This window comes from Proteus hauseri ATCC 700826, from assembly GCF_001654965.1.
GTDB classification, from domain to species: Bacteria; Pseudomonadota; Gammaproteobacteria; order Enterobacterales; family Enterobacteriaceae; genus Proteus; species Proteus hauseri.
Genome location: NZ_LXEV01000028.1, coordinates 1 through 13466, shown reverse-complemented (window position 1 = coordinate 13466; position 13466 = coordinate 1). Strand labels below are relative to the sequence as shown.

Annotated in this window: 12 protein-coding genes and 4 tRNA genes; 8 read left to right on the top strand and 8 right to left on the bottom strand. The window is 32.9% G+C overall.

The annotated features are described in order from the left end of the window. Positions 1–59: 59 nt before the first annotated feature. The 6 genes from M997_RS12255 to M997_RS12230 form a co-directional block, all read right to left on the bottom strand. A complete protein-coding gene (locus tag M997_RS12255) occupies positions 60–662 on the bottom strand; it encodes a response regulator transcription factor (RefSeq protein ID WP_064720402.1) in 603 nt (200 codons plus the stop codon). Positions 663–939: 277 nt separating this feature from the next. Next, positions 940–1194: a biofilm formation regulator BssS gene (gene bssS, locus M997_RS12250; protein ID WP_064720401.1), complete on the bottom strand. Its 255-nt coding sequence runs from the start codon at positions 1192–1194 to the stop codon at positions 940–942. A gap of 211 nt (positions 1195–1405) precedes the next feature. Then, a complete protein-coding gene (gene pyrC / locus M997_RS12245) occupies positions 1406–2458 on the bottom strand; it encodes a dihydroorotase (RefSeq protein ID WP_064720400.1) in 1053 nt (350 codons plus the stop codon). Between the two features lie 196 nt (positions 2459–2654). Beyond that, positions 2655–2730, bottom strand: a tRNA-Asn gene (locus tag M997_RS12240). 269 nt (positions 2731–2999) lie between these two features. Further along, positions 3000–3075: transfer RNA gene (locus M997_RS12235), tRNA-Asn, on the bottom strand. Positions 3076–3351: 276 nt separating this feature from the next. Continuing rightward, positions 3352–3427 (bottom strand) — tRNA-Asn (locus M997_RS12230). A 298-nt stretch (positions 3428–3725) separates the two neighbouring features. Here M997_RS12230 and M997_RS12225 point away from each other — a divergent pair. Together M997_RS12225 and M997_RS12220 are read left to right on the top strand one after the other, a co-directional pair. Further along, positions 3726–4667, top strand: a complete 942-nt coding sequence (locus M997_RS12225; RefSeq protein WP_064720466.1) for an AraC family transcriptional regulator — start codon at positions 3726–3728, stop codon at positions 4665–4667. 91 nt (positions 4668–4758) lie between these two features. Further along, a complete protein-coding gene (locus tag M997_RS12220; RefSeq protein ID WP_064720399.1) occupies positions 4759–5349 on the top strand; it encodes an NAD(P)H-dependent oxidoreductase in 591 nt (196 codons plus the stop codon). Positions 5350–5505: 156 nt separating this feature from the next. Here M997_RS12220 and M997_RS12215 read toward each other — a convergent pair. Then, a tRNA-Asn gene (locus M997_RS12215) sits at positions 5506–5581 on the bottom strand. A 157-nt stretch (positions 5582–5738) separates the two neighbouring features. Then, positions 5739–6245: a YlaC family protein gene (locus tag M997_RS12210; RefSeq protein WP_064720398.1), complete on the bottom strand. Its 507-nt coding sequence runs from the start codon at positions 6243–6245 to the stop codon at positions 5739–5741. Positions 6246–6700: 455 nt separating this feature from the next. On the opposite strand from M997_RS12210, the gene cspE reads away from it, so the two are divergent. The 6 genes from cspE to M997_RS12180 all read left to right on the top strand — a co-directional run. After that, positions 6701–6913, top strand: coding sequence for a transcription antiterminator/RNA stability regulator CspE (gene cspE / locus M997_RS12205; protein ID WP_004243573.1), 213 nt, complete (start codon positions 6701–6703; stop codon positions 6911–6913). A gap of 110 nt (positions 6914–7023) precedes the next feature. Further along, the gene (dsrB, locus tag M997_RS12200; RefSeq protein WP_064720397.1) at positions 7024–7218 is read left to right on the top strand and encodes a protein DsrB; all 195 of its coding nucleotides are present in this window, start codon (positions 7024–7026) and stop codon (positions 7216–7218) included. Between the two features lie 366 nt (positions 7219–7584). Continuing rightward, on the top strand, positions 7585–8283 hold the full coding sequence (locus M997_RS12195) for an MgtC family protein (RefSeq protein ID WP_064720396.1): 699 nt from the start codon (positions 7585–7587) through the stop codon (positions 8281–8283). Between the two features lie 3643 nt (positions 8284–11926). Then, positions 11927–12277: a flagellar transcriptional regulator FlhD gene (gene flhD / locus M997_RS12190; RefSeq protein ID WP_064720395.1), complete on the top strand. Its 351-nt coding sequence runs from the start codon at positions 11927–11929 to the stop codon at positions 12275–12277. A gap of 2 nt (positions 12278–12279) precedes the next feature. Further along, the gene (gene flhC, locus M997_RS12185) at positions 12280–12861 is read left to right on the top strand and encodes a flagellar transcriptional regulator FlhC (RefSeq protein ID WP_064720394.1); all 582 of its coding nucleotides are present in this window, start codon (positions 12280–12282) and stop codon (positions 12859–12861) included. Between the two features lie 134 nt (positions 12862–12995). Next, on the top strand, positions 12996–13466 hold a 471-nt coding region (locus M997_RS12180; protein WP_156510824.1), incomplete at its 3' end, for a motility-associated protein.

Below are 13466 nucleotides of genomic sequence, written 5' to 3'. Positions count from 1 at the left end.
TTTCTTATTCTTTTGGATTGATTTATTTTTTATATACATAATATTTATTTCTCATATATTTATTTCTCATATATGTATTTTAGTATGTTATATATAAAAAATAATTCAATTCTATTTTTTACATTTATTTTTTCTGTTATATGTCTTTTATGAGAATAAACAGTACTATTGCTTATTTTTAATTTTTTAGCTATTTGGTGATTAGGTAATTCATTCATCCAGTAATTAATTATTTTTTGTTCTTGCATGCTGAATATAGAGCATAGAGAGTGTTTGTAGGTTGGAAAGACGACTTGATTACGAGAAGTGAGTAATAATGTTTTATCTAAGACCCAAGAAAGGATTCTTTTTGGTAGGATAAAACAGTTGTTTGTCAGTGCGATAGGGCGTTCTTTGTCTGGATAGTTTGCATCTATATAAAGGTAGAGCCGGCACTGTTTCGTTGAGAGAAAAAAATATTGTAGCTGTTCGCAATGGGATGTTTCTCGGCAATATTTTGTGAGATTTATAAATATGATATCGGGCATTGAATCAGTTATATAACTATTAGCAATTTCAATTGATGCAGTGTCAATAATATCATGTTTTGAACTCTTTTGAGATAAGAAGTGGCGTATGCCATTGCGAGTAAAATAACATCTATCAATAATTAATACTTTCACAAATAACTTCCTTGTTAGCCTCGTTCCTTATTTATTAAAATAGAGACAACTGAGTTTAGTGTCAATTCGGCTTATATATTATTTCATGAAAGATATATCGAATAAAATAAATATAATTACCGTGCTATTTAATAGACGAGTATTTTTTATTTAATTTAATAATTAATTTGTATATTAGTCATGATGAAATTACAGAGTTATCTATAGGTAGCATAAATGAGAACAGGAGTACAATGTACTCCTGCTTTGCGTTCTATATCTTTTCGAAATTTTCTTATTAATGCTTGGTGTTGTCTGAAACAGAATCTTCAGATGACTCAATTTTATCAATACCCGCTTGAAGAATATGAATCAGCTGTTTTGCTATATCTGTTGTGAGCCAAAGTGTTTTATCTACAACTGCATTTTCTGGATGATGTTCATTTTCAGGAAGATAGTGTAAACGCAACATCATGGCATCGTAGATATCAACGGTACTAATATCCCAGCCTACAACAGGGTGAGTCTGAATAACTTCATTTTTTCTACTCATAGTACCTCCTAATCATACAACCGGTTTTGACTAAGAGAGAAGCTCCCACTAATGTGGTTACTTTTCAGTATACGAGATTCGTTCTGATTAAAAAGAAAAATTTTTTTTGTAACAAAAAAGTGTGTGCTGGCTCTGATAAAAAGAGAAATGCACCATTTATCGGCTACTACTGATATATGGTGCATTGAGAAGAAAAGATCAAGGGGAATTATTAATTAGTGCTAATTTCCCAATGAATATCTTCATTTGCTAAGAATGGTATCAATGGTTCGTTATCACAAATAATTTGAGTCGGTGCTTGTACCGATTTTTCTGTTAATGTAATAGTACCTTCATTAACAGGTAAACCATAAAAACGTGGCCCATTAAGAGAACAGAAAGCTTCAAAGTGTTCTAACGCATTAAGTTCTTTAAATACGCTAGCATAAGCGGCAAGTGCTGTAGGTGCATTAAATACGCCCGCGCAACCACATGAAGATTCTTTGCGATGTTGTAAATGTGGAGCCGAATCTGTACCTAAGAAAAAGCGAGAGTTACCTGATGCGACGGCTTGTCTTAACGCCTCTTGGTGAACATTACGTTTAAGAATAGGTAAACAGTATAAGTGAGGCTTAACACCACCAACTAACATATGATTACGATTAAACATTAAGTGTTGTGGTGTAATGGTTGCTCCAAGGTATTGATTTCCATCTAATACATATTGAGCGGCTTCTTTTGTGGTGATATGTTCAAAAACAATCTTTAGCTCAGGAAATTGTTGACGTACTGGTGACATAACACTATCAATAAAACGAGCTTCTCTATCAAAAATATCAATCTCTGCTGCGGTCACTTCGCCATGAATAAGTAGTGGCATACCGATCTTTTCCATCACACTTAATATAGGATAAATTTTTGTGATATCAGAAACACCGTGACTAGAGTTAGTTGTGGCATTAGCAGGATAAAGTTTACAAGCGGTGAAAACACCTTGTAAAAAGCCTTGTTCAACTTCTGAAGGTTGCGTGCTATCAGTAAGATAACAGGTCATTAATGGTTCAAATTGATCGCCAGTAGGAATGGCTGCTTCAATGCGGTCACGATAAGCGCGAGCGGCTTCAATGGTTGTAACAGGTGGAACGAGGTTTGGCATTACAATGGCTCTGCCAAAATAACGACTAGTATAAGGAACAACGGTTTTTAGCATGTTGTCATCACGAAAATGGACATGCCAATCATCAGGGCGGCGAATGGTGATAGAGATAGGTTGTGCAGTGGTCATATACCGGCTCCGTGTGTCTTAGGAAAATCGAAAGATTCGGGATTGGATTGGACTATATAGATAGAGATAGTCAAGCCGGGATAAAATAATAGAACGAAAACGATTAAATAGCTACCATTTAATCGTATTTTTTTATTGTGTGTAAGGTAAAACAGAGAATAAAATCAAAAGCTTACGAGGGTGACACAAATAGAAATGGCTCCTCCAACTGGACTCGAACCAGTGACATACGGATTAACAGTCCGCCGTTCTACCAACTGAACTATGGAGGAATTGCATTAAGTGGCGTGTATCATATAGCGGTAAAAAGGGGATGTCAAAGGGCAATCATCATATATTGGTTTAAATGAATAGATAACCAACATATTGAATACTTTCAAATCAGATGTTCTAAAAAGGCGTTGGCAAATAATCAATTTGAGAAAAAAGTACTTAAGGCATTAAAAATAGATACAGATAAAATGAGAAGCAGAAGGGAAGTAAAAAATAAAAAAGCAAAGAATATAAAAACAAAAACCCGCACTAGGCGGGTTCTTAAATTTGGCTCCTCCAACTGGACTCGAACCAGTGACATACGGATTAACAGTCCGCCGTTCTACCAACTGAACTATGGAGGAATTGTGCTCTTGCGAGAACGAGACGAATGATAGCGAGGCTGGTGGAACTTGTAAAGTAAAAAAAACAAAATAATAGTTTAAGTGGTTAAAAAATAACTAATTTATCATATTTTGTATAAAAAAAATCATTTTAAGAAGGCATAGCTATTGTTTTTGCAGATAAATATTTAAAGCGTGATAAAAAGAGAGTGAAAAAAGAAAGTAAATATAAATAAGAGGATAAAGGAAGATAAGGGTAAGAAAAGCAAAAACCCGCACAAGGCGGGTTTTAAAATTTGGCTCCTCCAACTGGACTCGAACCAGTGACATACGGATTAACAGTCCGCCGTTCTACCAACTGAACTATGGAGGAATTGCGTTCTCGTGAGAACGAGGCGAATAATAGCTATCCTCTATCACCTTGTAAAGTAAAAAAACGAAAAAAATGACTGTTCGCTCAAGAGTGCATCATTTTGTTTCTTTTTTAGCAAAAGAGTATAAAAAATATATAGTTATCTATATCTCTTTTCTGATGGTTTTGACTTTTTACTAAAAAGCAGAGCGTATATAAAAAGAAACGAGAATTATGATGTTAAAAAGAGAATTTTTTACTCAAATTAAGTTATACAATTATGGCGGTGTTTAAACATATTGAATATTTTGGTGCTTTTATGGATATAAAACAATTATCGACATCTATTTTAGCTGAGTTTGAACAGTTTAAAAAAACGCTGATTAAACATACTCAGGGAAGTGAGGGGGGGTGGGATACAGCTGTTTCCAATTTAGCGTTATGTCGCTATACCAAGATAACAGAACCTGAAGGATGGATGTATGGACCAAGTTTGGCCATAGCAGCACAAGGGAAAAAGCGGGTAACTATCGGACAAGCTACATATTGTTATCATCCTATGAATATGCTGTTGACCTCGTCAGATATCCCAACTTTTGCCAGTGTGTGTGAAGCATCACAAGAAGAACCGTTTTTAGCCGTGCTTATCAAGTTAGATCTCTCTTTGTTACCAGAATTACTTGCGGAAAATAAATTTCAATTGATGGAAGAAAATCACCAACAGCAAGCTCAGCAAGTTGTTCATGTTACCACGCCTATTTTACAAGCCGTGACAAGGTTGATTAAATTAATGGATGCGCCTGAAGATGCCCCTTTTATTGCCCCACTTATTCAAAAAGAGATCCTCTATTATTTATTGAGATCAACACAAGGTGCTCGCCAGCAATTACTTGCTTCGCAAAGTACATCTTGTCGTCAAATAAGTGATGCACTCGATTGGATAAAACAATATTACCGTCAAACTATTCGAATTGAAGATTTAACCACATTGGTGGGAATGAGTACTTCTTCTTTTCATTATCATTTTAAAAATCGTATAGGGATGACACCATTACAATACCAAAAATGGTTACGACTTAATGAAGCTCGAAGAGTGATGCTAATAGAAACAGCAGATGCTGCCGAGGCGGCTTTTATTGTGGGATATGAAAGCCCTTCTCAATTTAGTCGAGAATATCATCGTTTATTTGGTTTATCGCCTTTAAAGGATGTGCAACGATTAAAAGAAAATCAGTCACGAACTGTATCTTTGGATAATTAGGCAAGAATAATGGAGAAATGAGTTAAGGCTATTGTGAATAATTGCGTTAGAGTCATTCTCATTAATTCTTGTGTGAACAAAGGAGTCCATAGTGACTAATGTTTTTATTGTTAATGCTTCAAAAGAGTTTGGTGGTTCAGAAGGAAAGCTAAACGACCATTTAACTGAGGTGGCAACATCACTGTTATCTTCATATAAGATCAATGTAAAATCGACGCGTATCGATGATGGTTATGATAATGATGCTGAAGTAGAAAAATATTTATGGGCTGATGTTGTTATTTATCAAATGCCGGCATGGTGGATGGAAGGGCCTTGGATCTTAAAAAAATATATCGATGATGTATTTAGTGCCGGCCACGAAAAAATGTTTATTGATGATGGTAGAACACGGAAAGATCCATCTAAAAAATATGGTTCTGGTGGATTATTACAAGGTAAAAAATATTTACTTTCAGTTACTTGGAATGCTCCTTTAGAGTCTTTTGAAGAGGAAAATCAGTTCTTTGAAGGTAAGGGAATTGATATGGTTTATTTTCCTTTCCATAAAGCAAATCAGTTTTTGGGGATGGAAGCATTGAATACATTCGGTTGTTTTGATGTGGTTAAGCAACCTCAAATTGAACAAGATATCGAAGCTTATAAAAAACATCTTGAACATGAGATTGTGAATAACCAATAAAAGTTGGTGAGGCAATAAACTCAGTGTTATTGCATTATTTTTTTGTTTATCTATATAAGAAGAAAAGAAAGTGCAGAAAGTGATAAAGCACAATGACAACAATTTTTATAAATCATAGATAGCAAAAAGCCCGCATTAAGCGGGCTTTTCTAAATCTGGCTCCTCCAACTGGACTCGAACCAGTGACATACGGATTAACAGTCCGCCGTTCTACCGACTGAACTATGGAGGAATCGGGTTCTTCATCAGAACGAGGCGAATCATAGCGATGATATATCAGAGTGTCAACGCCAAAAGTGGATAAAAAATCTGTTTGGTTGCTTTATCAACAAAGCGGTTAAAAAATAGAAGTTATTCTCCGTATTTTGTTGGTAAACACGGAGAGTCGATTATGATTGAGGCGAGAGTTGTGACATTGATATTGTTTTTTTTGCGGGATCAAATGCCATTAGATAAACATCATAAAAGTGAATTTCTTGCTTTTTATGAATAATGTCATCAATTTCGTCTTTTATTTCTTGAGCAATAGCAGGATGTTGGCGAATCTCATCTACTGCTTCATCTGAAATTTTTTCAAATGTATACCATTCACCGTTGTAACATACTCTTAAATCAAGTACGCCAATATCTTCGAACTTATAGATAGGCTTTATATCAAACAGTAAGACACCCGCCATAACGACAAACATCACTGTGAAAATAATGAGTGAAATTAGGCCAAAATAAGGTGAATAGATTAATAATGCGGCGAGTAAAATATAAGAGAGCACCATACTAATACATAGCCAAAGGTGATTTTTTAAAAATTGACTATTAAAGTGTGGTTTGCCATCTCTTTTTTCAGCTTTATTAATTCGGTCTAGATCACGCTCTAAGATTTCTTTTAATACATTCATTGTAAATACCTTAATATATGAATGTTGCAAACTTGTTTCTTGTTGATAGATTATCATGGAGGCAAGATAAGCGGGTAGAACAGTTTTTTTAAATTTGGCACTTAACTGTTATTGAAACTCTATTGGGATTATTCTTAGTTGTTGTTAATAATAGATATAAAATATCAAATAAAGTTTATGTTGGGTGACAAAAAGTGAGGAGGATTTGTATTTTTAATGTGCAATTTGCATTTTTTTAATCTTCAAGAGCATAAAACTATTGCTATTAACCTTGTCTCATGCGTTAATAAGTAAGGCCTTAATACAGACCTGATTTATGATTGACATTCTAAGTAAATGAGTTTTAAACAGCATCGCTTTTTGACCGTTTTCTTCATGTGTGCCCATAAGTTATAGGTGTTTCAGGCCAGTAGATGCCGAGAAGGCAACGTTTTATTGATATATAGGAAAGTCACATGTCTGACAAAATGAAAGGTCAAGTTAAGTGGTTCAACGAGTCTAAAGGCTTTGGTTTTATTACTCCAGCAGACGGAAGCAAAGACGTATTCGTTCACTTTTCTGCCATTCAAGGTAACGGTTTCAAAACTCTGGCTGAAGGTCAGAACGTTGAATTCACAATTGAAAACGGTGCAAAAGGTCCAGCTGCTGCTAACGTAACAGCTCTGTAATTTAAAGCCTTTTAAAAATTTTCTTCAAGCCTGTCACCTAACGGTGGCAGGCTTTTTCTTTATGGGTAAAATAAAGAAAAAGAGAATGATAATTTTTATCAGGAGATGAAATGCAAATTAATGATCAAGTTATAGTAAAAACAGATGGTATTGAAGATCGTCAAGGAACAATTATCTTAATTGAAAAATTTAATGAGGGTACGATGTATCTTGTATCATTACCAGAATATCCAAAAGGTATCTGGTTTTTTAATGAAAAAGAGGGCGATGAAGGTACTTTTGTTCGCCCTATACAGCAAAAATAATTTGTTTAGGTAACGTTCATTTACATCTCGAAATGAACTGCCTATACTCTTGGCACATTTTAGTTAGGGGAACATAAATTGGACAATCAAAGTTGTAGGTTAATTCAAGAAAATAGGTAAGTTGTTTTCTCTGCTAAAAACTGCTTACCAATATTGGTGGGCAGTGTGTACTTTATAATATCTTCTATACACTCACCCAAGTTTCATCTCCTCATTACTCGTAAAGTAAGTGGTGAATGTATGTGTTATGTTTTTTTCTCATTATTTCCTCCTCCTAGATCTGGCGCGGTATTTCAATAGCTTATCTATCAATACAGATCTGTGCTATGCACAAAATATTAGCCATAATTTATGGAGGAAATCCCCATGGTTATTACCCCTTATGTTTTAAATTTAGTCGTTGCAATGTTTCTTGGAGCATTAATTGGCGCAGAACGTCAATGGCGACAAAGAATGGCGGGATTAAGAACTAATGCGTTAGTTGCGACAGGTGCTGCTGTTTTTATTTTAAGTTCAATAGAAACTTCTCCTGATAGTCCGGGTAGGATCGCTGCACAAATTGTTTCGGGTATCGGTTTTTTAGGTGCGGGTGTGATAATGCGAGAAGGAATGAATATTCGCGGACTAAATACTGCGGCCACACTTTGGTGTTCGGCGGGAATTGGTGTGCTTTCGGGATTAGGTTTATATCCGCTGGCAACGATGGCGACACTTTTGATCCTTTGTGCCAATATTCTATTACGTGAAGCTGCACAACGGATCAATGCACAACCCCCTCATCAGGCTATAGATATAGAGCAACGATATTCAATACGTATTATTTGCGATGCAGAAGACGAAGTTTTAGTCAGAACGCTTATTTTACAAGCAATAAATGGGCTGCATGTTAGGTTACAATCACTGAGTAGTGCTGACACATTAATGCCCAGTCAGCTAGAAGTTTGTGCAGAAGTATTGGCTACACCTGTTGAGCAAAAAGAGATTGAAGCGATAGTTTGCCGGATAAGTTTAGAAAAAAGTGTTAGCGCTATAAATTGGAAAATAGCAGCAGAACATCCGGCGTAGCAAATATTAGGTATTATTCTATAATTTCAAATAGCTTTTTTATCAGATAAAGCTGCTTATATTCACTTATAAGTGGCTTTTTTTAATTACTATTCTATAGAAACTTTCCCTATAAGTGATTAATTTATTCCTCATTTTTCCAGAAATGGAAAGATAGATAAAATAAAAGAATAAGGATATTAGAAAAAAATATAAGAGAGGTGATCTTAAAAAGATGCAATTAGTTTTAAAAATAAGTTTATAAGATGACATTACTTAAGTATATATACTCGTTATTATACTTGAAAATATTTTATTAACGTAATTATTATTCGAGTAACTATTATTTGTTGAAAATAATTCTACTAAAAATGAGTGCAATATACCTATTTATGAGGAGATAAAATATTTCATATTTTTATCTGTATTCAATAATGCATTTTTTAAGACAAGAAAAGTACAATATTTGTATTGTGGTTTACCCGTATATAAAAATAAAGTGAGAGTGATAAATAGAAATTAGACGTATTTGATATAAGCATTCATATCAAATCTACTATTGGCATGGTTTTATACTAATAATGATAAGACTCTTTTTTGATTGAAAGCGTAATGAAGCTAGATTTGATTTGAAGACAATTATGTTAATTTAGCATAAATTTTATCTTTTAAATGGCTTAGTAGAATAGTAATAACAGGTGTGGGCGCTCATTTAGCAGGGGTTCTATCACTATGGTAGAAGGAAAAGTCGTTATTAAGGTACTTAATGCAGTATAGAATTTTGTCTTATTTTCAGCACGTTGCGTTGATAACACTAAGTTTTAAGTAAGTGACAAAATAATACTCTCAAATTATTTCAATGTATTTGGTGAAAAATCTAGCAGTGATTTTAATTTTGATTAATTAACATCTGTTTTTTTAAGTAAAATTTCTAATTTAATAAAATCGAACCCTCTTCTGGTAGGATGAGATCTGGCTCAAATAGCTGATTTTGCCTGCTACAGTAAAGTTGATGAATACTCAATTAACGTTGTTTGTCATTACTTATCGATAGAGCGCTAAAATCTTTTGAAAAAGTATCAAATTATTTGTAAACGTTCTGTAGACTAAATGATACCAATAAGTAATCTTATAATGACGCTGAAAAAATTATACCAATCTAATCTTGCTATAAAATGATAATTCCATGTATTAGTTAGTTATATCCTTGTCAAGGATATAACTCTCTCTTTTAACAGAAAGAGAATTATCTTAGTTTGAAATAAACGTATCGTTATCATTCATCTCAGGAATAAATATAGCTGTTATCTTATATTGTCTTTTTTAGATTTTCACAAATAGATAAACTTAAAAATGTGAAAAAAATTTAAAAAAATAGAATGTGATGATAAAAATAAATCATCGTGATTGCGTGATGGAAAACTGAAAAACAAGGAGTAATAAGGATAAAAGTTAAAGCGATACTTTACATCCGACGTATTCACTTGATGAATAATGTAATTTATTACAATAGATAAATACTGTAACAATATTTTGTAAATTAGCTACTTTACAAAAATCAAGGTGTCAAATTATGACTAAATTCATGGTGTGAATTATTGATGGCTATAGTAATAAAATAAAGGATGTATAAATGTTAAAAATCACCGCTATCAAGTGCTTTATTGTAATTAACATTAATTATAACCACTATATTACTCATTTAAGGAGTGATTGACTTATATGATAATGGTGTAAAAGAAAAAAAGATGAAGATATATATTTGAGGCTTTAAGGCTGATTCACTTCCTAATATAGCAATACCTTATTTATCAAAATTTGGGCACATTCTTCGTCAATTTGAAGACTTGCCAGTATAGGCACAAAAAGTACAGTGAAAAACATTAAGATGTGGTAATCAAGGCTGATAGTCAAAGGTTGCTTGTGTCGCCTTTAGAAGGCTTATAGACAAGAGGTCAAGAATTGCTGTTTTTTTGACCTTGTCTTTTATAATGATAACCAAAATTTTTTATAATTCATCCTACTTGCTATTAGAATGGTCAATAAGGTGTTATTTTGATCAAATTGTTTTCTTTTTGGTTTACTTTGACAAAGTTTAATTATACAGATGTAAACTCCTGCTTGGTGTAACTTATTTTCGCAAAAATTATTTTTTGATACTCATTAAGCTGGCGATATCTTAATAAAAAAGCACATATTCCATTTTAATATGGTGTAAATTAATTGCATTAGAATAGATATCTTTAAATTTTTTTTCTGTTTAATTGGAATGATTATTTCATATTTCTTTTTTACTTCTATGGATAAAGTGACTAGTTAATAAAAATAATAAAGCTTATTTTTATTGTTTTTTATTATTTTCATATGTTGCTTAATATTTTTTATTTTTGAGTTATAAATTAATCTCTTTTTATTAATAAATTGACTTTATTTTATTAATTATAATTTTCTTTATTATCACAATAAACTTTTGACTAAAATTTATAAATTATTTATTTTTTGTTTATATTTCACTTAAGCTAAATATTATATAATGTAGGTGTTTTAATTAATTTAAAGAGTAAAGAATTGGTTTTATACTATTATTAAAGTTAGATGTTTTTATTGAGATTAATAATGATGTCATTAAAATTAAAAATATAGATTGATTATAAAATAAACAGCGATTCATTAATAAATCTTATTTATATGGTGATATTTTTTTCCAATGCTTAATTTATGTTCGATAAAACTCTAATTAAGAGTCCTGTAATTTTCGTGTTAAATTGTCACTTGAATAAATTAGATAAATTACTTTATTTCATAATGAAACCTTAATGAGATGGTAATAAATATTCAATGATTAGCGGTGTAAGATGCATAACTAAGAATTTAATTTTACGTGACTTATACTACTAACTGAATTTAATATGCATATATCATATTGAAAAATAATATTTTTTTATAAATATAAAAGTATCTAGAAAATGAGATAACCAGAAATAATTATATGTGGGTGTTTTTTGCTCAAATTGTAAATAAAAAGTGATCATTTCTAAGGGTTTAAGTAAACAGTGAAAAAAATAATATCTATAGAAATATTTATTAAATAACGATTGTCCGTTTAGACAAAGATGAGGAGGAGGTATTGCAATATATGTTACTGTGATCAAAAAAATCTATAATTGTAGTTTTGTAAAATTTTTGTGCTGTATTTTTAAGTTTATAAGTTTAATAGATCGTATAAAATAAAAAATTATCATTAATATTTTAATTTGGGTAGATTAGCTTATTAATTTACACAAAGTTTTATTAGCATTATCACTTGAATAGTTAATGAACTAATTCCATAATAATGATTATCTTTTTGTGATGTAACTCACATAGTATTTAAATTAGACTACTTTATCCGTTGAATAACTTAATCGTTAAGGAGTAAAGTTGTCGCGTTAGGATTATTCTTAACACGCTATATTGGCGAGCATTTAAAGTTTCTTTTTAATTTAAATGTTTTTTTCGCTACTTTTGAAAATGACCGTAACTAAGTAATACAAGGTAGTGTTACTACGAGTCATGTTCATAAAATGGGGCCTGGAGATTCAATATACTTTTATATTAATTTCCTCGGGATCTTGCTTTAAGGAAGATCCTCTTTGTTCAATATAATCGGACGGGATGTAAAGAGATGAGTACGGTTGAATTGCTTAAGCATATTTATGACATAAATTTATCGTATTTGCTTTTGGCGCAAAGGTTAATTAACCAAGAAAAGGCTTCAGCAATGTTTCGGCTTGGTATTAGTGATTCTATGGCTGATGCGTTAAAAGAGTTGACATTGCCTCAATTGGTTAAGTTGGCTGAAACAAACCAACTAATCTGTAATTTCCGGTTTGAAGACAGCGAAACAATAGAACAACTCACTAAAGAGTCTAGAGTGGATGATTTGCAGCAAATCCATACTGGTATTCTTCTTTCTTCTAATTTGTTTCGTCAATTAGCGGAACAAGATACATCTGCAACAAAGAAACGGGCATAACAATGAGTGAGAAAAGTATAGTCCGAGAGGCGAAAGATATTCGCTTAGCAATGGAATTAATCACCTTAGGTGCTCGCTTACAAATGCTTGAAAGCGAAACTCAGCTCAGTCGGGGGCGTTTAATTAAATTATACAAAGAATTAAGAGGGAGCCCCCCTCCAAAAGGAATGTTACCTTTTTCAACGGATTGGTTTATGACATGGGAACAAAATATCCATTCTTCAATGTTCTACAATGCCTACCGTTTTCTATTGAAAAACGGGGGATGTGTTGGTGTTGAAGCGGTCGTTAAAGCATATCGTTTATATCTAGAACAATGTCCACCAGACAAAAATGAAGAACCAATTTTAGCCTTAACAAGAGCATGGACATTAGTACGCTTTGTTGAAAGTGGTATGTTGCAACTTTCAGTTTGTACCCGATGTAATGGTTCATTTATTACACACGCACATCAGCCAGCCAGCAATTATGTTTGTAGTCTGTGCCAGCCACCTTCTCGCGCAATAAAAAAACGTAAACTTTCCGCCAATCCTGCCGATATTAACTTACAACTGTTGGATGGTCTTGAACAGTTTGCAATGTGATTCGAGATTGAAAGTTAAATACCAGGTTATAGAGTCAACTTTTCTATAACCTGAACCGCTTCTTCATCCCCTCCTATCTCTTGCTGCTATGTTCGCCATTCTCTCTATAACGAAATTAGCTAAAGGGATATCGCGTGTTAGTACTCTTAGGATATATCGTGGTTACTTGTGCTGTCCTCGGAGGGTATACCCTCGTCGGAGGAAGTTTAGGCGCATTATATCAACCCGCAGAGTTTTTAATCATTTTTGGTGCCGGCATCGGTGCTTTTATTGTAGGTAACAACGGTCGCGCTATCGTATCGACGGTAAAAATCTTACCTAAGTTACTGCGTAGCACAAACTACAATAAAGCGATGTATATGGATTTAATGGCACTCATGTTTCGTTTATTGTCCAAAGCACGCCAAAACGGCATGTTAGCGCTAGAGAGAGATATCGAAAACCCGCAACAAAGTGATATTTTTTCACAGTATCCTCGCATCATGAAAGATGCCTATATTCTCAATTTTATTACCGACTATATGCGCTTAATGGTTACTGGGAATATGAACCCTTATGAAATCGAATCGCTGATGGATGAAGAAATTGCCACTTTCGAAGAAGAG

Bases quoted from the DNA above. Each gene is read 5' to 3' on its own strand.
- bssS (WP_064720401.1), bottom strand. From the start codon at position 1,194: ATGAGTAGAAAAAATGAAGTTATTCAGACTCACCCTGTTGTAGGCTGG.
- pyrC (WP_064720400.1), bottom strand. From the start codon at position 2,458: ATGACCACTGCACAACCTATCTCTATCACCATTCGCCGCCCTGATGAT.
- M997_RS12225 (WP_064720466.1), top strand. From the start codon at position 3,726: ATGGATATAAAACAATTATCGACATCTATTTTAGCTGAGTTTGAACAG.
- M997_RS12210 (WP_064720398.1), bottom strand. From the start codon at position 6,245: ATGAATGTATTAAAAGAAATCTTAGAGCGTGATCTAGACCGAATTAAT.
- cspE (WP_004243573.1), top strand. From the start codon at position 6,701: ATGTCTGACAAAATGAAAGGTCAAGTTAAGTGGTTCAACGAGTCTAAA.
- dsrB (WP_064720397.1), top strand. From the start codon at position 7,024: ATGCAAATTAATGATCAAGTTATAGTAAAAACAGATGGTATTGAAGAT.
- M997_RS12195 (WP_064720396.1), top strand. From the start codon at position 7,585: ATGGTTATTACCCCTTATGTTTTAAATTTAGTCGTTGCAATGTTTCTT.
- flhD (WP_064720395.1), top strand. From the start codon at position 11,927: ATGAGTACGGTTGAATTGCTTAAGCATATTTATGACATAAATTTATCG.
- flhC (WP_064720394.1), top strand. From the start codon at position 12,280: ATGAGTGAGAAAAGTATAGTCCGAGAGGCGAAAGATATTCGCTTAGCA.